A 22,144-nucleotide genomic window follows, 5' to 3' on the forward strand; every position below is an offset into this window, starting at 1 on the left:
TGCATCCTCACCGGAAATAGATGTTGTATTTGGCCCGGATCGCGGCATCGATCTCGGCATCGACCACGCATCCCGCCTTGGACAGGATCTCATTCTTGCGCCGGATCGCAGTATCCAGCAACAGGGGTTTCCCCGCCTCGTTCCATTCCTTGGGGCTCATCCGGTTGCCCACCTTGGGATAGACATACTCCGTCTGCATCAGGGACAGCGTCTGCTCCGACCCCAGATAATGCCCCGGCCCCCCCAGACAGACCTCCTTCATCGCCTCGATGGACGTCGAATCCTCCGTCACGTCGATCCCCCGCACCAGCCGCATCGCCTGCCCCAGCAGGTCATCGCCCAGCACCAAGGACTCCAGACAGAACCCCAGCAGCGAGGCATGCATCCCCACCGCCTCGTAACACATGTTCAACCCCGCCAGACCGGCCAGAGCATTGGTGATCCCCTGCTCCCACCCCGCCTGCATGTCCGGCAGCTTGCTGTCGGAAATCCCCGAAGCCGCCCCTCCCGGCAACCCATAGAACCGATGCATCTGCGCACAACCCGCCGTCAGCAGCGCCTGCTCGGCGCTCCCGCCCGACATCGCCCCCGTCCGCAGATCGCTGACGAAAGGCCACGTCCCGAATATCGCCGGCGCCCCCTTCTTGATCGCATTCACATAGACGACCCCGGCCAGACACTCCGCCACAGCCTGAACGATGGTCAGCGCGATGGGAGCAGGCGCCGTCGCCCCCGCCTGCCCCGCCGACAAAAGCAGCATCGGCATCCCCCGCCGGATGCAATCCTCCATCGTGATGCAGGACTCTTCCGCGAACTTCATCGGCGGCACGACGAAGCAATTGGAATTGCTGACGAAAGGCCGCTCCAGCCACTTCTCCTCGCCGCCCGCGACCATGTAGAGCATGTCGAAGCAATCCGCGACATGGGACGGATCGCTGAAAGACGTCCCCACATGCTTCCGCGTCCCGGCCAAACACGCATAAAGCGTGTTCAGGTCCATCTCCTTGTTGTCCACCACATCCCGGCAGACCATCGTGCGCTGGTAGAAATGGATGTTGTCGAGGTTGTCGACCAACCGCGCCCCGTCATAGAGGTCCTGCGCCGTCGACTCCCGGTAATCCAGCGTGATCGGGTCCACGATATGCACCGCCGCCCCCGCCGTGCCGAAATGCACGTTGGTCCCGGTCAGATGCAGGTCATGCTTCGGGTCCCGCGCGTAGAGCGTGATATCCCGCGCCGCCACCGCCAGCATGTCCTCCACCAACGCGCGGGGAAAGCGCAACCGCCCGTCATCCCCCTGCACCGCCCCGGCGGCAGTCATGATCTCTACCCCCGACTTCGGCGCCTGCGACAGCCCGATCACCTCCAGCGCCTCCAGCGCCGAGGCATGAATCTTCGCCATCCCCGCATCCGTCAGCGGCTTGTACTGCCCCCCCGGCATCCCCGCCCGCACGGGCCGCACGTCATCCGCCAAGGGCGCCGCCCGCAGCGCCACCCGCGCCGACCGCCCCCCCGACCGACGCGCCCGCGCCGGTTCGCAGACCTCACCCACCGTGCTCTCGACCGCCTCAGCCATGCCCAACGCTCCCAGCTTCATCCGTTCCCAAATATCCTGCGGGGGGTCCGGGGGGCGCAAAGCCCCCCGGTCCGCCGCCAATCACGCGCGCACCCGCTCCGATTTCGGATCATGCATCGGCACCAAGGAGGCCACGGCCCGATGCCGCACCCCCGCCACCTCGATCTCGTAGGTGGAGGCCAAGACCTCCGCCTCACCCTCCCCCACACAGGGCACATATCCCATGCCCACCGCGCCGCCGAGGAAATGCCCGTAATTCCCGCTCGTCACCGGACCCACGATCTTCCCGTCCCGCACGATCGCCTCGTTGTGGAACAGCATCACATCGGGGTCCTCCATCCGGAACTGCACCATCCGGCGGCTCAACCCGGCCTCCGCCTTCCGCAGCACCGCTTCCCGCCCGACGAACGAAGCCTTCCGCTTCGAGACAGAGAAACCAAGCCCCGCCTCCAGCACATGGTCCTCGTCCGTGATGTCATGGCCCCAGTGCCGATAGGCCTTCTCGATCCGGCAACTGTCCAGCGTATGCAGCCCGCAGAGCGTCAGCCCCAGCCCCGCCCCCGCCTCTTCCAGCGCCTCGAACACATGCGCCGCCTGATCGGTGGAGACATAAAGCTCCCAGCCCAGCTCGCCCACATAAGTCACCCGATGCGCCCGGGCGAGGCCCATGCCCACCTCCACCTCCCGCGCCATCCCGAAAGGATGCGCGGCGTTGGAGAAATCATCCGGGCTCACCGCGCGCATCAGATCACGCGCCTTCGGCCCCATGACGCAAAGCACCGCCTCGCCCGCCGTCACATCGGTGATGACCGCGAACTCCTCCCCCAGCGCCCGCCGCAACAGCGCAAGGTTCCGCTGGAGCGTCGCCCCCGGCACCACCAGCAGGAAAGCCGTCTCCGACAGCCTCGTAACCGTCAGATCCGCCTCGATCCCGCCCCGCTCGTTTAGGATCATCGTATAGACGATCCGCCCCACGGGCACGTCCATCTCCGCCGAACAGACCCGGTTCAGGAAGGCCATCGCATCCCGCCCCTCCACCCGGATCTTGCCGAAGGAGGTCATGTCGAACAGCCCAACCCCGTTCCGCACCGCCAGATGCTCGTCCCGCTGGTTCCCGAACCAGTTCTGCCGCTTCCAGCCATAGCGATACTCGCGCTCTTGCCCCGGCTTCGCGAACCAATTCGCCCGCTCCCACCCGGCCACCTCGCCGAAGACCGCCCCCCGCGCCTCCAGATGCGCATGCAACGGCGACCGCCGCACCCCGCGCGACGTCACCACCTGCCGATAGGGGAAATGATCCGCATAAAGCAGCCCCAAGGTCTCGCTCACCCGCTCCTTCAGATACGCCCTGTTCCGCTGGAACGGCTGCGCGCGGCGAATATCCACCTCCCACAAATCGAAGGGCGGCTCCCCTTCCGTGATCCAGGATGCCAGCGCCATCCCCGCGCCCCCCGACCCCGCAATCCCGACCGAGTTATACCCCGCCGCGATCCAATACCCCCGCAACTCCGGCGCCTCGCCCAGATAATAGCGGTCATCCGGCGTGAAACTCTCCGGCCCGTTGAAGAAGGTATGGATGCCCGACGTCTGGAACAGCGGCATCCGGTTCATCGCATTCTCAAGGATGGGCATGAAGTGATCCCAATCCTCCGGCAGCGTGTCGAACATGAAATCCTCGCGGATGCCCTCCATCCCCCAGGGCTTCGCCTTCGGCTCGAAGGCCCCGATCATCATCTTCCCCGCGTCCGACTTGTAATAGGCACACTCATCCGGCACCCGCAGCACGGGCAGATGCCCCAGCCCCTCCACGGGTTCCGTGATCAGGTAGAAATGCTCGCAGGCATGCAGCGGCAGCGTCACTCCGCTCTGCGCGGCCAGATCGCGCCCCCACATCCCCCCGCAATTCACCACCACATCGGCAGCAATGAACCCCGGCTCCCCCTCCGCACTCACATAATCCACCCCGGTGACACGCCCCCCCGCCTGACGCACCCCGATAACCTTCGTATGCTCGAAGATCTGCGCCCCGCGCATCCGCGCGCCCTTGGCCAAGGCCATCGCGATATTCGCCGGATCGCACTGCCCGTCCAGCGGCAGATGCACCGCTCCCACCACGTCCGAAACGTTCAGATGCGGATACATCTCCTTGACCTGAGAGGGCGAAATCTCCGCCACATCCACCCCGAAGATGCGCGCCACCGTCGCCTGCCGCAGCAACTCCTCCCGCCGATGCTCGGTCAGCGCGACCGAGATGCTGCCCACCTGCCGCATCCCCGTCGCCACCCCCGTCTCCGCCTCCAGCTTCACGTAAAGATCAGCAGAATACTTCGCGAGCCGCGTCATGTTCGCCGACCCGCGCAACTGCCCGATCAGCCCCGCCGCATGCCATGTCGTGCCAGAGGTCAACTGCTTCCGCTCCAGCAGCACCACATCCGTCCACCCGGCCTTGGCCAGATGATAGGCCACCGAACAGCCCGACACCCCGCCCCCGATGACAACCGCCCGCGCCTTGCCCGGAACCTGACCCATGCTCTTCATCCGTTCTTCAAATATCCCACGGGGGTCCGGGGGTGTGAAACCCCCGGTCCCGCACTCCGTCACGCGCGCAACCGCTCGTTCTTCGCATCCCAAAGCGGCGCATCCTCGCAGACCACCGCCCGGCACCGTTCCCCGAAGATCTCCACCTCGACCTCCGTCCCCGGCACCGCCAGATCAGCCCGCAGCATCCCAAGCGCCACGACCTTGCCCACCCGATGCCCGTAGTAACCGCTCGTCGTCTCGCCCACGACGCGGCCCTCATGCCAGAGCGTCGACATGTAAGGCGGGTCACACTCCCCCGCCTCCACCACCAGAGTGACAAAACGCTTCGTCACCCCCCGCTGCTTCTCCGCCTCCAGCGCGGCCTTGCCCCGGAAATCGGGCTTGGCCCAATCCACGAACCGCTCCAACCCGCCCTGCAAGACGGTGTAATCGGTCGAAAGGTCCCCCTTCCACGCCCGATACCCCTTCTCCACCCGCAGGGAATTCAGCGCGAACATCCCGAACGGCCGCAGCCCCAAAGGCGCACCCGCCGCCATCACCGCATCCCAGACCCGCGCGGTATCCCCGACGCGGGAATGGATCTCCCAGCCCAGCTCCCCTGCGAAACTCACCCGGAACAGCGCGACCTCCGCCCCCGCGATCCGCGCCGTCTGGAAGGTCAGCCAGCCCTTGGCCAAATCCGCCTCACACCCCGCCGCCACCAGCACCTCGCGCGCCTTCGGCCCCGTCAGGATCTGCGTCGACCACGCCTCCGTCTCATCCACCAGCGTCAGACCGGCAGGCAAAGTGGACAGCAGCCACTCCTTGTCATGCAGTTGCGCGGTCGCCGCCGTAATCAGCAGCACCTCCTCCTCGGCGATCCGCGCGACCGACATCTCGGTCACGATCCGCCCCTTCCCATCCGCGAAATAGGCCAGCCCCAGCCGCCCGATCCCCGGCACGCGTCCCGTGATCTGCGCCGACAGCCAAGCCACCGTGCCCGCGCCCGACACGCGGAAGCGGCTGAACCCCGGCAAATCCAGAATCCCGCACGCATCCCGCACCGCCAGACATTCCTCGCGCACCGCGCCGAACCACGGCCCCTCGCGCTCCCATGTCCGCTGCGCCGCCTCGCTCACATCATCGCCCGCACGCGCATACCACAGCGCCCGCTCCCACCCGTTATAAGGCCCGAACTGCGCCCCCAAAGCCGCTGTCCGGTCATGCACGGCAGACAGCTTCTTCCCCCGCCCCACAGGCCAGACATGATGCGGGAAATGGATGGCATATTCATGCCCATAGACCTCCATCCCCTTCTCCACGCAGTATTGCGGGTCCTCGAACCCGGTAAAGCGGCGCGGATCGCAGGACCACATGTCCCATTCCGTCGCCCCCTCTGTGACCCACTCGGCCAGCACCTTGCCCGCGCCCCCCGCCTGACAGATGCCAAAGGTAAAGACGCAGGCTTCAAAGGCATTCGGCACACCCGGCATAGGCCCAATCAATGGGTTTCCATCCGGGGTATAGGGGATCGGCCCGTTGATCACCTTCGTAAGGTTCGCCTGCCCCAACAGCGGCACCCGCGCCATCGCGTCATTGATATGCCACTCCAACCGCTCCAGATCGTCGGGGAAAAGCTGGAACGAAAAATCCTCCGGCATCGGATCGTCCGGCGTCGCCCAATGCGCGCGGCAGGGGTTCTCATAAGGCCCCAGATTGAAGCCGTATTTCTCCTGCCGCAGGTAATAGGACGAATCCACGTCCCTCAACAAAGGCAGCTTGTGCCCCACCCCCTTCGACCAGCTTTCCAGTTCCGGGATCGTGTCGAACAGCAGATACTGATGGCTCATCACCATCATCGGCAGATCGCGGCCAAACATCTTGGCCACCTCCCGCGCATAGTATCCGGCGGCATTCACCACGATCTCGCAGCGGATCTCGCCCTTCGGCGTCTCCACCACCCACTCGTCGCCTTCCCGCCGCACGCCGGTCGCCGGACAGAACCGCTCGATCCGCGCCCCCATCTGGCGCGCGCCCTTGGCCAGCGCCTGCGTCAACTGCGCGGGGTCAATGTCGCCGTCATAGGGGTCATACAAAGCCCCCGTCAGATCATGCGTCTCAAGGAAGGGATAGCGCGACCGGATCTCATCGGGCGACAGGATATCAAGGTCCATCCCCTGATACCGCCCCATCCCCACGACCCGCTTGAACTCGGCCAGCCGCTCCTTCGAATGCCCCAACCGCACCGATCCGGTCACATGGTAATTCATCGGGTAATCGACGGCCTCCCCCAGCCCCCGATAAAGCTGCGCCGAATAGCGCTGCATGTTCATGATCGACCAGCTCGACGAAAAGGTCGGCACATTCCCCGCCGCATGCCATGTGGAGCCTGCGGTCAACTCGTTCTTCTCCAGAAGCACGCAATCCGTCCAGCCGGCCTTCGCCAGATGATAGAGCGACGAGGCCCCCACCGCTCCCCCGCCAATGATCACCACCCGCGCGCTTGTGGGAAAATCCGCCATCACATCCTCCAGCCCTGTCGCGCGGAAGGATGACAGCCAAACCCCACCCTTTCAATTCGCCCCGGACGCGCCTATTGATCGGAAAACCCGATTAGGCGCCGCATGCAGATCGACCACCTCGAAACCTTCCTCGACCTCGCCGAAACCCGCAGCTTCAACCGCACGGCGGAACGGCTTGGCCTCACCCAATCCACCGTCTCCGCTCGCATCGCCGCGCTGGAGTCCGCCCTCGGGGCCAAGCTCTTCACCCGTTCCCGCGCCGGCACCGACCTCACCACCGAAGGCGCGCGCTTCGAGCCCCACGCCCGCGCCCTGCGGCATGAGTGGCACGAGGCCCGCCGCAGGATACAGGTCCCCGACCGCGCCGCGCACCTGATCCGCCTCGGCATCCAGAACGACCTCGCGGCCCAGCACATCGGCGAATGGATCGCCGACTTCCGCCGCGCCCTGCCCGATACGGCCTTCTACATAGAACCCGACTATTCCAACCAGATGTGCGCCGACGTGCTCACGGGCATCCTCGACTTCGCGGTCATGTATTCCCCCAAACCCCATCCCGACCTGCACTTCTCGGAACTGGGCGAAGTCACCTACCGCATGATCTCTACCGACACCGACCGCCGCGCCGAGGTGAACCCCCAAACCTTCATCTTCGCCCATTTCTCCCCGATGTTCGAAGCGATGCACCGCGACCTGACACCGGAATTCTCCTCCGCCCCCGTCTCGGTCGGCCAAAGCGCCACCGTCGCCTCCCTCCTCACCGCGATGGGCGGCGCGGGCTATGTCCTCGAACGCACCGCCACCCAGATGCTCGCCTCGGGCCGCTTCCGCGAGGTGACAGACGCCCCCGTCCTGCGCCAGCCCGTCTATGCCGCCACCCATCTGCGCCACCGCATCACGCCCCTCCACCGCAAACTCCACCGCATCGTGCAACGCCGCCTGTCAGGCCGCTGACCCGCCCCTTCATCCGTTCCCAAATATCCTCGGGGGTCCGGGGGCAGACAGCCCCCGGGGCCACCCACCCCGCACGACGCCACCGACCGCGCAGCCCGAATTCATTCGAATATTCCTGCCCTAACGACCCGTTACCCCACAGCCCGCTGCGTGCTGACAGTTTGCGGTACAGTTTCCGGCACGGAATCCGGTACGCCCTCAGACCACGGTCCGCAGCCGATATCCCGGCCCGTGCAGCAGCCGGACGAATGTGATCGGCGCCTCCGCCGTCCACGTCACCCGCTCGGTCACAAAGACCGGATCCCCCGCCGCAATCCCCAGCGCCGCCGCCTCCGCCCGCGTCGCCGCCTCGGCGGAAAAGGCAATGTCGCCCGTGGCATAGGCGACATTCTGCACCAGCCACTCATTCGCGCTCACCGCCGCGAAATCCGGCACCACCCCCCCCGGCAGCACGGCCAAATTCAACCACCGCACCTCATGCGCAAAGGGCCGCCCCCCCGCCAGATGCAGCGTCTCCAGAAACAGCATCGGAACCCCCGCCGGCACCCCCATCCGCAGCGCCGCCGCCAGCGGTATCCCCTCCATCCGGCTCTCCAGAATGCGATGGGCATAGACCTCCCCCCGCGCCTCAACCTCCTGACGGATGATGGAAATCTCCAGCGTCGCCTTCCGCACGGGCAGCAGCGCCACCCGCGTCCCGGCCTTGCGCCGCCGCTCCAGCAGCCCCGCCTCCGCCAGATCGCGCAGCGCCCGGTTCACCGTCGCCCGCGCCACCCCGAACTCCACCGCCAGCGCCTCCTCGCCCGGAATCACCACGCCCGGAGCCCAGACCCGCCCCCGGATGCGCCGCAGCACTTCCTCGCGCACATCCTCCCAACCCATCACATCCGCTCCCGCAGACCCGCCATCACCGCCCGGAACCGCCGCTCCACCCCCTCGCGCGCCACATGCCGCCCGCCTGTCACCACATGCCGCCCGCCCGACCAGACCTCACTCACCAACCCGTCATTCCCTGCAAAAACAAAGGCATCGAGGATCTCATCCCCCTCCCGCCCCGCCAGATGCAGGTTCCCCATGTCCAACCCCACAAGGTCCGCCACCGCCCCCTCAACAATCGCCCCCGAAGCCCGCCCCGCCGCCTGCGCCCCCCCGACAACGGCACCCTCCCACAGCACCCGCCCCGTGGACCGCTCGCCATCCGCCAGCATCGCCCGCCCCCGGTCCCGCAGCCGCTGCGAATATTCGAAGAGCCGCAATTCCTCGGCCAGCGAGATCCGCACATTGCTATCCGACCCCACGCCCCAATGCCCGCCCGCGCCTACGAACCGCACCCCGTCAAAGATGCCATCCCCCAGATTGGCCTCGGTGATCGGGCACAGCCCCGCCACCGCGCCAGACCGCGCCAGCGCGATCGTCTCGGCCTCCGTCATCTGCGTGCAATGGATGCCGCACCAGCGCCCATCCACCACGAAATTCCCCAAGAGCCACTCCACCGGCCGCGCCCCATAGGCCGCCGAAACCTCCTCCACCTCAGCCACTTGCTCGGCCACGTGAATGTGGATCGGTGCTCCCGGTGCAATCTCCTCCGCCATCCGCAACCCATCCACATCCACCGCCCGCAGCGAATGTGGCGCAACCCCCGTCACGCCCTCCGGCAAGCGCGAGACGGCCCTTGCCGCCCCCTCCCAAAGCCGCCCGAACCGCTCCACATCATTCCCGAACCGCAACTGCCCCGAAGTCAGGGCACGCCCGTCACAGCCCCCACGCTGATACAGCACGGGCAGCAAGGTAAGCCCGAACCCCGTCTCCTCCGCCGCGTTGACGATCCGTTCAGACATTTCGGCAATGCTGGAGTAAACCGCCCCACCCGGCTGGTGATGCAGATAGTGGAACTCCGCCACAGCCGCGTAACCCGCCTCCGCCATCTCCACCATCACCTGCGCGGCGATGGCCTCCACATCCTCCGGCCCAAGCCGATCCAGAAAGCGATACATCAGCGTCCGCCACGTCCAGAAACTGTCCTGCCCCGCCCCCCGCCGCTCCGTCATCCCCGCCATCGCCCGCTGGAACGCGTGGGAATGCAGGTTCACCGGCGCCGCCAACAGGCAACCGACCCGCACGCCCCCCGCCGCAGGGCCAACCGCGACGATCCGCCCGCCCTCGACCCGCACCCCCACATCCGCAGCCCATCCCCCCGGCAGCAACGCGCGTTCCGCATGGATCAGCATAGGTCCCTCGCTTGACAGGTCATTATGTATAGACATAATAACGCCAAGATCAGACATAAGGCAAGGCGCAATGGCGATTCTCCTCACCGGGATCACGGCGGCGACGATGCGGGGCGGCTATGGCCTGATCCCCGACGCCGCCCTCCTGATCGAAGGCGACAGCATCGCCTGGATCGGCCCCCGCGCCTCCGCGCCAAAGGCCGAAACCCTTGACTGCCAGGGCAAGCTCCTCACCCCCGGCCTGATCGACGCCCATACCCACCTCGTCTTCGCAGGCAACCGCGCCGCCGAATTCGAACTCCGCCTGAACGGCGCGAGTTATGAGGAGATCGCACGCCAAGGCGGCGGCATCCTCTCCACCGTCACCGCCACCCGCGCGGCAAGCGAAGACGACCTCATCGCCCAATCCCTCCCCCGCCTCGACGCGATGATCGCGACTGGCACGACGACCGTCGAAATCAAATCCGGCTACGGCCTGACGATCGAGGACGAGCTCAAGATGCTCCGCGCCGCCCGCCGCCTCGGCCAGCTGCGCCCCGTGACGATCACCACCACCCACCTCGCCGCCCATGCCATCCCGCCGGAATACAAAGGGAACCCCGACGCCTATATCGAAGGCGTGGCCATCCCCTCCCTCCGCGCCGCCCATGCGCAAGGCCTGATCGACGCCGTCGATGCCTTCTGCGAAACCATCGCATTCTCGCCCGCACAGGTGGACCGCCTCTTCACCGCCGCCCGCGCCTTGGGCCTCCGCGTCAAAATCCACGCGGAACAACTGTCGGATCAGGGAGGCGCGCAACTCGCCGCCCGCCACGCCGCCCTCTCCGCCGACCACCTCGAACACCTCTCGTCGGAAGGCATCGCCGACATAGCGCTGGCAGGCACCGTCGCCACCATCCTCCCCGGTGCCTTCTACACCCTGCGCGACACGCACCTTCCCCCCATCGCCGCCCTGCGCGCCGCAGGCGTCCCCATGGCCGTCGCCACCGACTGCAACCCCGGCTCCTCGCCCATGACCTCGCTCCCGCTCGCCATGAACATGGCCTGCACCCTGTTCCGCATGACCCCGGAAGAGGCCCTCCTCGGCACCACCGCCCACGCCGCCCGCGCGCTCGGGCTGACGGACCGAGGCACCCTCGCCCCCGGCCAACGCGCCGACCTCTGCCTCTGGAACGTCAGCCATCCGGCAGAACTCTCCTATCGCATAGGCGCTGAAGCCTTGCACAAATCCATCATCGGAGGCCGCCTTGAAGCCTGAAATCCTGCAACCCAGCGCGGCCACGCTTGCACAAATCGAACATATCTACCGCACCGGTAGCCCCGCCCAACTCCACCCCTCCGCCCGCGCGGGGGTCGAGGCAGCCGCCACCCAGATCGCCGCCGCCGCCGCAGGCGACACCGCCGTCTATGGCGTCAACACGGGCTTCGGCAAACTCGCCTCGCTCAAGATCGCGGCCAAGGACACCGCCACGCTCCAGCGCAACCTGATCCTGTCGCATTGCTGCGGCGTAGGCGACCCCATGCCCCGCAACGTCGCCCGCCTGATGATGGTCCTCAAACTCCTGTCCCTTGGCCGTGGCGCCTCCGGAGTCCGCTGGGACATCGTCGCCCTGCTGGAGTCGATGCTCCACCACGGCATCACCCCGGTCATCCCCGCCCAAGGCTCCGTCGGCGCGTCAGGCGACCTCGCCCCCCTCGCCCACATGACCGCCGTGATGATCGGCGCGGGCGAGGCGGAAGTGGACGGCCGCATCCTCCCCGCTCTCGACGCCCTCGCCCTCAAGGGCCTCCACCCCGTCACCCTCGGCCCCAAGGAAGGCCTCGCCCTCATCAACGGCACCCAATTCTCCACCGCCTACGCCCTCGCAGGCCTCTTCGACGCATGGAGGAACGCCCAAGCGGCCCTCGTCATCTCCGCCATGTCCACCGACGCCATCATGGGCAGCACCGCCCCCCTCCACCCGCAAATCCACACCCTGCGCGGCCATGCCGGCCAGATCGAAGCCGCCGCCACCCTCCGCGCCCTCCTCGACGGCTCGCCCATCCGCGAAAGCCACCGCGAAGGCGACACCCGCGTCCAAGACCCCTACTGCATCCGCTGCCAACCCCAAGTGACCGGCGCCGCCATGGACATCCTGCGCCAAGCCGCCACGACCCTCGAAATCGAAGCCAACGCCGCCACCGACAACCCGCTCGTCCTCGCCGACGGTCAGATCGTCTCGGGCGGCAACTTCCACGCCGAACCCGTGGGCTTCGCCGCCGACATGATCGCCCTCGCCATCTCCGAAATCGGCGCCATCGCCCAGCGCCGCGTCGCCCTCATGGTGGACCCGACCCTCTCCTTCGACCTGCCGCCCTTCCTGACCCCCAACCCCGGCCTGAACTCCGGCCTGATGATCGCCGAAGTCACCACCGCAGCCTTGATGAGCGAGAACAAACACCACGCCCACCCCACCGTCACCGACAGCACCCCCACCAGCGCCAATCAGGAAGACCACGTCAGCATGGCCGCCCACGGCGCCCGCCGCCTGTCGCGCATGAACGCCAACCTCTCGCGCATTCTGGGGGTCGAGGCGCTCTGCGCCGCCCAAGGCATCGAATTCCGCGCCCCCCTGAAAACCTCCACGCCCCTGCAACGCACCATCGCCCGCCTCCGCGCCGATGTGGCGACGCTCGAGGATGACCGCTACCTCGCGCCCGACCTCGAATCCGCCGCCCGCCTCGTCGCCACAGGCGACCTCGCGCAGGCCGCTTCCATCCCCCTTCCCACCCTCTGAACAGGGCCGCACGCCATGAACAAACGCCACAACCTCCGCGACATCTTCCCCCCCACCGGCCCCGAGATCACCGCCAAAAGCTGGCTGACCGAAGCGCCGATGCGCATGCTGATGAACAACCTCCACCCCGACGTGGCCGAGAACCCGCACGAACTCGTCGTCTACGGCGGCATCGGCCGCGCCGCCCGGACATGGGAGGATTTCGACCGCATCGTCGCCACCCTCAAGACGCTCAACGACGACGAAACCCTCCTCGTCCAGTCCGGCAAACCCGTCGGCGTCTTCCGCACCCACAAGGACGCCCCCCGCGTCCTGATCGCCAACTCCAACCTCGTCCCCCACTGGGCGACATGGGACCATTTCAACGAACTCGATAAGCGCGGCCTCGCCATGTACGGCCAGATGACCGCCGGATCATGGATCTACATCGGCACCCAGGGCATCGTCCAAGGCACCTACGAAACCTTCGCCGAAGCGGGCCGCCAGCATTACGACGGCAACCTCACCGGACGCTGGATCCTGACGGGCGGTCTGGGGGGCATGGGCGGCGCCCAACCCCTCGCCGCCGTGATGGCGGGCGCCTGCTGCCTTGCCGTCGAAATCGACGAAACCCGCATCGATTTCCGCATCCGCACCCGCTACCTCGACGCCAAGGCGCATACGCTCGACGAAGCCCTCGCCCTCATCGCCGACTGGACCGCGAAAGGCGAAGCCAAATCCGTAGGCCTCCTCGGCAACGCCGCCGAAGTCTTCCCCGAACTGGTCAATCGCATGAAGCAGGGCGGCCCCCGCCCCGACATCGTCACCGACCAGACCTCCGCCCATGATCCCCTGCACGGCTACTGCCCCGCAGGCTGGACCGTCGCCGAATGGCGCGCCAAGCAGGAAACCGCCCCGAAAGAGGTCGAAAAAGCTGCCCGCGCCTCCATGCGCGCCCATGTCGCCGCGATGGTCGATTTCTGGAATGCAGGCGTCCCGACGCTCGACTACGGCAACAACATCCGCCAGGTCGCACAGGATGAGGGGCTGGAGAACGCCTTCGCCTTCCCCGGCTTCGTCCCCGCCTATATCCGCCCCCTCTTCTGCAAGGGGATCGGCCCCTTCCGCTGGTGCGCCCTCTCCGGCGACCCCGCCGACATCCACGCCACCGACGCTGCGATGAAACGGCTCTTCCCCGACAACGCCCACCTCCACCGCTGGCTCGACATGGCGCAGGAGCGCATCGCCTTCCAAGGCCTGCCCGCCCGCATCTGCTGGATCGGCCTCGGCGACCGCCACCGCGCGGGCCTGATGTTCAACGACATGGTGAAATCGGGCGAGTTGAAGGCCCCCGTCGTCATCGGCCGCGACCACCTCGACTCCGGCTCCGTCGCCTCCCCCAACCGCGAGACGGAAGCGATGAAGGACGGCTCCGACGCCGTCTCCGACTGGCCCCTCCTCAACGCACTCCTGAACACGGCATCGGGCGCGACCTGGGTCTCGCTGCATCACGGCGGCGGCGTCGGCATGGGCTTCTCGCAGCATTCCGGCATGGTCATCGTGGCGGACGGCACCGAGGACGCCGCGCGCCGCCTGAACAACGTGCTCTGGAACGACCCCGCCACGGGCGTCATGCGCCATGCCGATGCAGGCTACGACATCGCACTCGACCATGCCCGCGCCATGAACCTGCGCCTTCCCGGCATTCTGGGCAACTGAAACAGAAAGGGGGGCTTTCTGCCCCCCTCTTGGCCTTCGGCCAATTCACCCCCCGAGCATATTTGAAGAACGGATGAAAAGGCCCTCATGCCCCTTCATCCGTTCTCAAATATCCTGCGGGGGGTCCGAGGGGCGCAAAGCCCCCCGGTGCGCCGTCAGACCCTCGGGTTACCAGCGTCCACCTCGCGCCAGAACGGGTTCGACCACGCCCTACGCCCCGCAGCGTCGATCACCGTCACCCGCAACCACGGGCTGTTCAGCAGCCGCGCCAGGGGCACCTCGGTCCGCGTCATGGAATGCCCGTGCACGCCTTTCGCCCCCGTCCCCCAGCCCTGCACGATGACCGAAGACACGGCGGAACTCTCCACCACCACCCTGTCCCCCTCCACCCGCACATCCCGCAGCTCCGGCCCTTGGCTGGAATAGAAATCCCCCCGCTTCAGCGCCGCCAGCAGCGCCCCCGGCTCGTTCGCCTCGGCCTTCACCATCACCCAGCCGCCGAAATGGTCGGGCTCGCTGAAATGCGCGTCATCCGTCGCGATCATCGTCAGCTTGCGCCCCTCGGTCAGCAGCAGGTCCGCAATGGCGAACCCGTCCGCCCGGTCGCAACCGGTGGCGCAACCGTGGTTGTAGATTTCCACCGCATGGGCCGCCGTCACAGTGCGCGCATCCGCCAAGGTCAACCCGGACCATTGTGGATGGGCAATCGCCACGAAGGCCCCAGCCGCCACCGCCCGCGCGGCGATCTCCGCCGCCGTTTCCTGATCCTTGCGCGGCACGAAATCCGGGCTGTTGGAGGGCGCGAAATCTGGTGGCAGGCCGACGGCGAGGATATGCCACAACTCGCCATTTGCCATCGCCCCGGAATGCAGTTCCGCACCAAGGATCGTCGTGAAACCCGCAGTCCGGAAGGGCACCGTATCCACAATCGGATAGCCCCACATCCCCACGAAATGGTCCGTCAACGCGAGGAAATCATAGCCCTCCGCCCGATAGCGTCGGCAGACCTCATCGGGTGACAACACCCCGTCGGAGCGGGTGGAATGGGTGTGGAGGTTGCCGCGCCAGAAGCGGCCGGGGGCGGTGAAGGCGGTGAGTGGGCTGGACATGTTGGGATTTCCCGGTTGAGTCGCCCCGCAGGCTAGCGCAGCGCTGTGGCCGGTGCATCCCCGGCAATGCCCTCTTTTTCGGCAACCGCGTCCGTGAGACGCCGGAAAAGCGCATGAATGACCGCATTTATCCCGATTTCTTGACAGCCTCGCACTTTAATCCCGCGCAACAAGCCCCATTTAGCGAGTGCTGGGACGGGGTGTTACTGCGACATGGCTTGCCTCGCAGTCCATCCCGGCCTGTGGTAAGGTGCCGCTATGGAGATGGAGCCGCAAATGCAGATGCATGTGCCACGCGAAGTGGTCGAGGCCTCTGAGGGCAAGGATGGTTGCGCCGAATTGGCCGTGGACGAGATGATGGTCCGCGCAACGGCAGCTGCGGGTTTCCTCAAGGCCCTTTCACATGAAGGGCGGCTTATGATCCTGTGCCACCTGTCATCGGGTGAGAAATCGGTGACGGAACTTGAACGCCTGCTCGACTCGCGTCAGGCAGCCGTCAGCCAGCAACTGGCGCGCCTGCGGCTTGAAGGCCTTGTGGCTTGCCGCCGCGAAGGCAAGGCGATCTACTACTCGATTCAGGACCCCAAGGTCAGCCGCACCATCGCGCTGGTCTATGACATGTTCTGCCGCGAGGCCTGATCAGCCCCGCCCGACGAAGGGCATGTCGCGCGCCATGATGGTCAGGAACGGGATGTTCACCGACAGGGGCAATCCCGCCATGTGAAGCACCGCGTCGGCGACATGCGCCACATCCATGACCGGCTCCACCCGGATATCGCCATTGGCCTGCGGTACCCCCTTCTGGAAGGCGGCGGCCATGTCCGTAAGCGCGTTGCCGATGTCGATCTGCCCGCAGGCTATGTCGAACTTGCGGCCATCCAGGGCGAGGGTCTTGGTCAACCCTGTCACGGCATGTTTCGATGTGGTGTAAGGCGCCGATCCCGGCCTTGGCGCATGGGCCGAGATGGAACCGTTGTTGATGATCCGCCCGCCCTGCGGCGACTGGCGCCGCATCAGACCAAAGGCCGCGCGGGCGCAAAGAAACATACCGGTGATGTTTACCTGGCAGAGGCGCAGCCAATCCTCGACAGGGATTTCATCGATGGGCGCGGCAGGCAGGGAAATGCCTGCATTATTGAACAGCACGTCAAGCCGCCCCCAGCTTGACGCGATGCGGGCCATCGCGTGATCCACATCCTCCGGCACGCCGACATCTCCGGTCAGGACCAGCGCCTCGTGGTCAGCCACGGTCTCTTCCAGCGCGTCCCGCCGCCGCCCCATCACGGCGACCTGCCACCCCTCGCGCAGGAAGGCCCGCGCGGTGGAGCGGCCGATGCCGCTGCCCGCTCCGGTGATGAGGATCGTCCTGGTCATGTGGGTATCCTTTCGGCATAGTCGTATTTCATCAGCCATAGCAGGCACCGTTCCACCCTGCGCGGGGAAATAGCGGTGAGTGCTGCGATTTCCGCGGCCTCGGCGGTTCCCATTTCGGCCAGCGCCGCGCCCACTCGGGCTATGATTTCAATCGGTTCGAAGATGCGCCGTGTCGCGGCATAGTTGCGCAGGGCCATGGTGGCTTCTACGGGACGGGGGTTCGCCCCGGTCCAGCGGAACTGTTCGGCCGTGCCAAGTTGCCCGGTCGGAAAGTCCGCGAAAAGAAGCATCGGCGAGGGGGCGACGGGAAGACGGGCCGGGTGGTGCGGTGGAAAACGGGCGGGATCGGCGCTGCGGCGGATGGCGTCGAGTTCGGCGAAGAGGTCCTGCATCCGGGGAACCACGACCGACCAGTCGAAGTGTGACCGCACCCGCGCCTGCCCCGATTTGCCAAGGGATCTTGCCAGATCGGGCTGGTCCAGCAGACTGCGGATGGCCTCGGCCATGCGCCCCACGTCGATTTGGGTCACCGCCGATATCTGGGAGAGATACTGGATATAGCTGTCGGTGCCGCCCTGATAGCGAAGTCCGGTTGCCGTTACATGTTCGGGCCGGGCACCCAGCGTTGGGATCAGGAAACCCGCCGAAGGATCGACAGTGTCGCGGATTCCATCCCAATCCGACGCGATGACAGGAAGGCCCGCCGCCATCGCCTCGACCGGCGCGATGCCGAAGCTTTCCTGAAGATTGTCGATGGGAAACAGGAACATGTCGGCGGCGGACAGGGCCGCGAGGCGGCGGGTGGCATCCTGATGCGGCAGATGGTGAAGGCGGACATCCGGCATCAAGGCGGGTGCCGTCTCAAGGAAGGTCCGGCGGCTGTAGTCATCGGGAAAATCGCCGTACAGAACAAGGTGCAGCCGCCTGTCAGCACCGGACTGGGCCCGTTGCATGGCAAGGTAGACCGGCAGGGGATCGAATTTCTCGTGCGGTGTGAGGCGGGCGACGATCAGGGCGATGCAATCGGCGGGATCGATCCCCAGTTCCGCCCGAAGGTCGCGCCCCGCCGCAGGGTTGGGACGAAAGGCATCAGCATCGACACCGAGTGGGATGACCGGGAGTTGCGGGCGCGGGGGCGGCGGCGCCCGGAAGCGGGACTGAAGGAAGTCGTCGATCAGGTCCAATTGCAGGCGCAGCGCGGCGCGGACGGCGCGCGAGGTACAGATCACGGCATCCCATGCCTCCTGCGGGGAGGTGCGCAGGTGCCAGACGCCTTCCATCACGGCTTTGGTCGACATCGTATGCGTGATGCCGCAGATCGCATAGGCGGTGGGGCCCCAGAGGGAACGGCGCCAGCTTTCGGCGGCGAAGTTGGGGCCGGAGAAGAACATGGTTCCGACCGGGGCGATGGCGCGCGCATCCTCGAGCCTCGCAACTCGGACGGGATCGCCGGGGCGTGTTTCGGCGACAAGGGCGCGGAAGGCGGCCTCGTCCCCCGGCCCGTGGGTCAGGGCCAGCCATTCCGCGACCTGCGCATGGCGGAGCCAGCCGCGCAGGAAACTGTCGCCCGCCATGCGCCGCCCGTTCACGCCCTTGGCCGGATCATAGCCGTCGGGGGCGAACCAGATGGCGGCATTGCGCGACGGTCCGGTCATGACCTTGCCTTTCGCTGCATCCATAGCCAAGGCGTGGGCGTCGAGCGCCATTCCCACAGGAGAAGCAGGCGGTCGAGATCGCCAAGGCTTTCGGCCCAGTCCGGCAGGCCAGTATCATCGATACGGCGTTCGATCTGGCGGATGTTATGGCTGCCTTCGAAGCGCGCCTTGATCAGGGGGAGAAGGCCCGGGCGCATGCCCTCATGCACCTCGACAAGGATGTCAGCCTCGCGCAGCGCTGGCGACTCTTCTGGGTCGAGGAGATAGCCTTCCGCCCCCTCGATGTCGCACAGGATCATCGTGCGACCTTGGATAAGCGAGGCGAATTCCCCGGGCGCGACTTCGCCCCCGACGAGGATGCGGTCCCCTACCCCGTTCAGGGCCGCCAGTTCGGCACAGGCATCACGCGCCTTTTCCGTGGTGTCGCGCGCCAATATGCGCGCCTTGGGCATGCGCAGGGCAAGGCCTACGGCATAATACCCTTCGGCACAGCCGATATCGAGGATGCGGTCATAGCCTGAGGCGATGGCCTCTTCGATCACCGGGGCGAGACAGGCTTCATAGCAGCCGATCAGGCGCGGGTTGCGCGCGCCCTCGGCGGTGCGGTTGGGGTAATGCATACCCTTGAACGGACCGGACAGGACCCGGTCCCCCGACCGTTCCGTCAGGATCGAGTCAAGCACCTGCGCACGCCATTTGGCCAGATGGCGCAGGCTCATGTTCAGGTTCTGGTTCGTCGGCGCGCCCGAAAGCAACTCGGTCACGCGGCGCTGGACGGATTTGTTGAAGTTCGACACCATACCCTCTCATACCCGATACGCTGGAAATGCTAGAGTCGCGACACGGCGCGGTCCAGTCGCCCCGGCCCCACGCTGGACGCTTGACGGGGCCTGCGGCAAAGAGGCATCAGGGCAGAGGGTTCGCTTGGTGCGGGGTGGAAGATGAAGGCGGAACGCAAGGCGAAACGGCCCCGTGGCGCATCCGACCTGTGGGGCAGCGTTCCCTTTCCTCTGAAGCGGCATGACAGCCCGCATGGTCAGGTCACCGCCGTGTCGATGATGAAGGACGAGGGGCCCTTTGTCATCGAATGGGTCGCCCATCACCTTGCGGTGGGGTTCACCGACCTGGTCGTCTATACCAATGATTGCTCGGACGGCACCGATGACATGCTGATCCGTCTGGAAGAGCTTGGTCTTGCCCATCATCGCCGCAACGTGATTCCGGAGGGGCTGCGGCCGCAGCCCAGCGCGCTGAACCACGCGCAAGAGGAACCCGTGATCTGCAAATCGGATTGGGTGATGGTCTTCGACGCGGATGAGTTCCTGTCGATCCGCCACGGGGATGGCACGCTGGACGGCCTGATCGCCGCCGCGAAGGCGCAGGACGCGAACGGCATCGTGGTGACCTGGCGCATCTTCGGTTCGGGCGGTGTGGTCGACTGGTCGCGCGCCCCGGTGACCGAGCAATACCTGATGGCCGCCCCGCCCACATGGAACAAGGGGTGGGGGGTGAAGACGCTGTTCACCTTCGATCCGGATTACTGGAAGCTGGGCATCCATCGCCCCAAGATGAAGAACCGCCACATCGACACGCCTTTTCCCGATAGCGTGAAATGGCTGAACGGATCGGGGCGGGAAATGGAGGATTACTTCAAGTTCCGCGGTTGGCGGTCGATCACGCGGACGGTGGGCTATGACTGGGTGCAGTTGAACCACTATGCCGTGAAATCGGTCGACAGCTATGCGATCCGCAAGATGCGCGGCAATGTGAACAACAAGAAGGACAAGTACAATTCGGACTACTGGGCGCTGCAGGACCGCAACGAGGTGCGCGACGACACGATGCTGCGCTATACCGACCGGCGCAATGCCATCATGGCGCAACTGCTGCAGGACCCTGTGCTGAACCGGCTGCACCATGCCGCGGTGGACCGCGCCGAGGCGCGTCTGGCCGAGTTGAAGCAGACCGAGGCCTATCACCAGCTTGTCGCCGATCTGGCCAAGGCTTCGGCTATTCCCATCACCGAAATCACCGCCAAGCCGCCGCAGGCGCGCGACAAGGAGAAGATCGCCGCGCTGATGTCGGATGTGGAGAAGCGCCGCAACGCCAAGGCCAAGGCCGAAAGGAAGGCCGCGCCCGCCGAACCGAAACCGCCGGTGGTGCCGCTGGGCAGCTATGTCGCGACCCCGATCCGGGCGGAGGACGAGGCGGGCTGCGACTGGGTCGCCAATCACGGGGTCGAATTGCCGCTGGACGGGAGGGTCTTCACGGGGCCTGCGCTTCAGGTCATCGCGGCGGGCAAGTTCGAGCGCGGGATCGCGCGGCGGATGCCGTCGGTCCTGCCCAAGGGTGGGACGGTCCTGCTGATGGGGGCGGGGTGTGGATTTTTGGGCATCCATCTGCATCGGCTTCGGGGGGATCTGCGTCTTGTGATCGACGAGGATGATCCGGGCCTTCGCGACGTCATGCAGCGCATCTGCGCGAGGAACGGGGTCGTGCCGGGGGATAGGCTGGTATTGCCACAGGCCAATACGCAGGGGGACGTGGTGGCGCGGGTGGCGGCGGAGCGGCCGGTGGCGGTGATCCTTGCCGATGCGGGGCTTGCGCCCGAGGTGCTGTGCGCCGCCCTGCCCCGGCTTTCACCCCTGCCGGAGCAGCTTTTCCTGACCGGTCGCTGGATGGAGCGCTGGTCCGATGCGCTTCCCGCCGTCGAAGAGGCGCTGCGGAAGGAGGGGTGGCACGGCCCGCAATATGGGTTCGATCCTGTCCTGACGCGGGGGTATGGGCGTGTCGCCATGTCCACACCCTGAGGTCAAGCGCGGGGTTTGCGGGGAAAGGATGGACAGTGTGGCTGGCTTTCGGGCAATCTGCCGCCAAAAGCAGAAGAAGCCCACGTCGGGCAAGTGTGAGGCATGATGTCAGTACCCCAGCGCCGCCCCGTCGCGTCCCTTTGGATCGGGACGCGGCTGCATTATCTAAACCAGATCTGCCTGCTGTCGCATGTGCGGCAGGGGCATCCGACCATCCTTTACTGCACTGACGAGGTGACGAATGTCCCCGAGGGCGTGGAGGTGCGGAAGGCCAGCGAGATCATGTCGATCGACATGGGGATCGTGTCGCAGACGTCGGAATCCTTCCTGTCGAACGTGTTCCGCTACAAGATGATCAAGGCCATCGACGCGGTCTGGATCGATTGCGATGCCTATTGCCACAAGCCCTTTCCCGACGAGATGCAGAACATCTTTGCCGGACACGGCTTTCGCGGCGCGCTGAATTGCGGGGTGGTCTATATCCCGCCGACGGGCGAATTGATCGACCGGCTGCTGGATTACTATGAGAACCTGCCCGACGCTCCGGCTTGGTTCAACAAGCAGCAGCGCAAGAAGCTTGAGAAGCAGGATACGTCGCTGCCGCAGGCGGTGCGCATCTACAATGCGGAGCGCACGGCATTCGGCCCGCAGGCCTTCACATGGTTCGCGCAGCAGACGGGCGATTACGAAAAGGCGCTGACGCCGGATTACCTGTATCCGGTGCCCTTCCAGTTGAACGATGTCTTCTACGACCCCTATGGGCGGGTGGAGGGGCATTTCACCGAAAACACCCTTTCGGTCCATCTTTACACCAATGGAACGAAGCCGTGGTGGCGCCGGAACCCGCCGCTGCCCAACAGCTATGCCGCGCGGATGTGCGAGGTGGAGGGTGTCGATCCGACCAAGGCACTTGAGGAATAG

The 22,144-nt window shown here is 66.1% G+C and carries 16 protein-coding genes; 7 read left to right on the forward strand and 9 right to left on the reverse strand.

Translation table 11 applies throughout. The annotated features are described in order from the left end of the window. Positions 1–7: 7 nt before the first annotated feature. From TabM4_RS11375 to TabM4_RS11385, 3 genes are all read right to left on the reverse strand, one after another. The gene (locus TabM4_RS11375; RefSeq protein ID WP_434612375.1) at positions 8–1,576 is read right to left on the reverse strand and encodes a trimethylamine methyltransferase family protein; all 1,569 of its coding nucleotides are present in this window, start codon (positions 1,574–1,576) and stop codon (positions 8–10) included. Between the two features lie 81 nt (positions 1,577–1,657). Beyond that, positions 1,658–4,105 (reverse strand): GcvT family protein, encoded by a 2,448-nt coding sequence (locus tag TabM4_RS11380; RefSeq protein WP_434612377.1) that lies wholly within the window; start codon positions 4,103–4,105, stop codon positions 1,658–1,660. 68 nt (positions 4,106–4,173) lie between these two features. Further along, positions 4,174–6,618, reverse strand: a complete 2,445-nt coding sequence (locus TabM4_RS11385; RefSeq protein ID WP_434612379.1) for a GcvT family protein — start codon at positions 6,616–6,618, stop codon at positions 4,174–4,176. A 102-nt stretch (positions 6,619–6,720) separates the two neighbouring features. Here TabM4_RS11385 and TabM4_RS11390 point away from each other — a divergent pair, with 102 nt between their 5' ends. Beyond that, positions 6,721–7,572 (forward strand): LysR family transcriptional regulator, encoded by an 852-nt coding sequence (locus tag TabM4_RS11390; protein WP_434612381.1) that lies wholly within the window; start codon positions 6,721–6,723, stop codon positions 7,570–7,572. A 198-nt stretch (positions 7,573–7,770) separates the two neighbouring features. On the opposite strand, the gene TabM4_RS11395 is transcribed toward TabM4_RS11390, so the two are convergent. Both TabM4_RS11395 and TabM4_RS11400 read right to left on the reverse strand, forming a co-directional pair. Beyond that, on the reverse strand, positions 7,771–8,454 hold the full coding sequence (locus TabM4_RS11395; protein ID WP_434612383.1) for a GntR family transcriptional regulator: 684 nt from the start codon (positions 8,452–8,454) through the stop codon (positions 7,771–7,773). Next, positions 8,454–9,800 carry a formimidoylglutamate deiminase gene (locus TabM4_RS11400; protein WP_434612385.1) on the reverse strand — a complete coding sequence of 449 codons (1,347 nt, stop codon included), beginning with the start codon at positions 9,798–9,800 and terminating at the stop codon, positions 8,454–8,456. Before TabM4_RS11400 ends, TabM4_RS11395 begins: the two co-directional genes overlap by 1 nt. A gap of 70 nt (positions 9,801–9,870) precedes the next feature. Between TabM4_RS11400 and hutI the strand changes: the two genes are divergently transcribed. From hutI to hutU, 3 genes are read left to right on the forward strand one after another with little or no spacing between them, the layout of a single operon-like run. Then, positions 9,871–11,058 carry an imidazolonepropionase gene (gene hutI / locus TabM4_RS11405; protein ID WP_434612387.1) on the forward strand — a complete coding sequence of 396 codons (1,188 nt, stop codon included), beginning with the start codon at positions 9,871–9,873 and terminating at the stop codon, positions 11,056–11,058. Beyond that, entirely contained in the window at positions 11,048–12,577 is a 1,530-nt protein-coding gene (gene hutH / locus TabM4_RS11410) for a histidine ammonia-lyase (protein WP_434612389.1), read from the forward strand. The genes hutI and hutH overlap by 11 nt, the downstream gene beginning before the upstream one ends. Before the next feature lie 15 nt (positions 12,578–12,592). Next, on the forward strand, positions 12,593–14,275 hold the full coding sequence (hutU, locus tag TabM4_RS11415) for a urocanate hydratase (protein WP_434612391.1): 1,683 nt from the start codon (positions 12,593–12,595) through the stop codon (positions 14,273–14,275). A 155-nt stretch (positions 14,276–14,430) separates the two neighbouring features. Here hutU and TabM4_RS11420 read toward each other — a convergent pair whose 3' ends face one another. Next, the gene (locus tag TabM4_RS11420) at positions 14,431–15,384 is read right to left on the reverse strand and encodes a PHP domain-containing protein (RefSeq protein WP_434612393.1); all 954 of its coding nucleotides are present in this window, start codon (positions 15,382–15,384) and stop codon (positions 14,431–14,433) included. A 354-nt stretch (positions 15,385–15,738) separates the two neighbouring features. Between TabM4_RS11420 and TabM4_RS11425 the strand changes: the two genes are divergently transcribed. Then, positions 15,739–16,023 carry an ArsR/SmtB family transcription factor gene (locus TabM4_RS11425; RefSeq protein WP_434622044.1) on the forward strand — a complete coding sequence of 95 codons (285 nt, stop codon included), beginning with the start codon at positions 15,739–15,741 and terminating at the stop codon, positions 16,021–16,023. Here TabM4_RS11425 and TabM4_RS11430 read toward each other — a convergent pair whose 3' ends face one another. The 3 genes from TabM4_RS11430 to TabM4_RS11440 are packed head-to-tail and all read right to left on the reverse strand — an operon-like array spanning position 16,024 to position 19,213. Beyond that, positions 16,024–16,758: an SDR family oxidoreductase gene (locus TabM4_RS11430; RefSeq protein ID WP_434612395.1), complete on the reverse strand. Its 735-nt coding sequence runs from the start codon at positions 16,756–16,758 to the stop codon at positions 16,024–16,026. It lies immediately after the preceding gene. Continuing rightward, a complete protein-coding gene (locus tag TabM4_RS11435) occupies positions 16,755–18,437 on the reverse strand; it encodes a glycosyltransferase family 4 protein (RefSeq protein ID WP_434612397.1) in 1,683 nt (560 codons plus the stop codon). The genes TabM4_RS11430 and TabM4_RS11435 overlap by 4 nt, the downstream gene beginning before the upstream one ends. Then, complete coding sequence (locus TabM4_RS11440; protein WP_434612399.1) at positions 18,410–19,213, reverse strand: hypothetical protein; 804 nt, start codon at positions 19,211–19,213, stop codon at positions 18,410–18,412. The genes TabM4_RS11435 and TabM4_RS11440 overlap by 28 nt, the downstream gene beginning before the upstream one ends. A 141-nt stretch (positions 19,214–19,354) precedes the next feature. Here TabM4_RS11440 and TabM4_RS11445 point away from each other — a divergent pair, with 141 nt between their 5' ends. Both TabM4_RS11445 and TabM4_RS11450 read left to right on the forward strand, forming a co-directional pair. Then, entirely contained in the window at positions 19,355–21,223 is a 1,869-nt protein-coding gene (locus tag TabM4_RS11445) for a glycosyltransferase family 2 protein (protein WP_434612401.1), read from the forward strand. Positions 21,224–21,325: 102 nt separating this feature from the next. Then, a complete protein-coding gene (locus TabM4_RS11450; protein ID WP_434612403.1) occupies positions 21,326–22,144 on the forward strand; it encodes a hypothetical protein in 819 nt (272 codons plus the stop codon).

Origin of the sequence: Tabrizicola sp. M-4 (assembly GCF_051132405.1) — a bacterium.
In the GTDB taxonomy this organism is placed as follows: Bacteria; Pseudomonadota; Alphaproteobacteria; order Rhodobacterales; family Rhodobacteraceae; genus Paragemmobacter.

Excerpts from the sequence above, each read along its gene's own strand:
- TabM4_RS11375 (WP_434612375.1), bottom strand. The coding sequence starts at position 1,576 with ATGGCTGAGGCGGTCGAGAGCACGGTGGGTGAGGTCTGCGAACCGGCG.
- TabM4_RS11380 (WP_434612377.1), bottom strand. The coding sequence starts at position 4,105 with ATGGGTCAGGTTCCGGGCAAGGCGCGGGCGGTTGTCATCGGGGGCGGG.
- TabM4_RS11385 (WP_434612379.1), bottom strand. The coding sequence starts at position 6,618 with ATGGCGGATTTTCCCACAAGCGCGCGGGTGGTGATCATTGGCGGGGGA.
- TabM4_RS11390 (WP_434612381.1), top strand. The coding sequence starts at position 6,721 with ATGCAGATCGACCACCTCGAAACCTTCCTCGACCTCGCCGAAACCCGC.
- TabM4_RS11395 (WP_434612383.1), bottom strand. The coding sequence starts at position 8,454 with ATGGGTTGGGAGGATGTGCGCGAGGAAGTGCTGCGGCGCATCCGGGGG.
- TabM4_RS11400 (WP_434612385.1), bottom strand. The coding sequence starts at position 9,800 with ATGCTGATCCATGCGGAACGCGCGTTGCTGCCGGGGGGATGGGCTGCG.
- hutI (WP_434612387.1), top strand. The coding sequence starts at position 9,871 with ATGGCGATTCTCCTCACCGGGATCACGGCGGCGACGATGCGGGGCGGC.
- hutU (WP_434612391.1), top strand. The coding sequence starts at position 12,593 with ATGAACAAACGCCACAACCTCCGCGACATCTTCCCCCCCACCGGCCCC.
- TabM4_RS11420 (WP_434612393.1), bottom strand. The coding sequence starts at position 15,384 with ATGTCCAGCCCACTCACCGCCTTCACCGCCCCCGGCCGCTTCTGGCGC.
- TabM4_RS11425 (WP_434622044.1), top strand. The coding sequence starts at position 15,739 with ATGATGGTCCGCGCAACGGCAGCTGCGGGTTTCCTCAAGGCCCTTTCA.
- TabM4_RS11430 (WP_434612395.1), bottom strand. The coding sequence starts at position 16,758 with ATGACCAGGACGATCCTCATCACCGGAGCGGGCAGCGGCATCGGCCGC.
- TabM4_RS11435 (WP_434612397.1), bottom strand. The coding sequence starts at position 18,437 with ATGGATGCAGCGAAAGGCAAGGTCATGACCGGACCGTCGCGCAATGCC.
- TabM4_RS11440 (WP_434612399.1), bottom strand. The coding sequence starts at position 19,213 with ATGGTGTCGAACTTCAACAAATCCGTCCAGCGCCGCGTGACCGAGTTG.
- TabM4_RS11445 (WP_434612401.1), top strand. The coding sequence starts at position 19,355 with ATGAAGGCGGAACGCAAGGCGAAACGGCCCCGTGGCGCATCCGACCTG.
- TabM4_RS11450 (WP_434612403.1), top strand. The coding sequence starts at position 21,326 with ATGATGTCAGTACCCCAGCGCCGCCCCGTCGCGTCCCTTTGGATCGGG.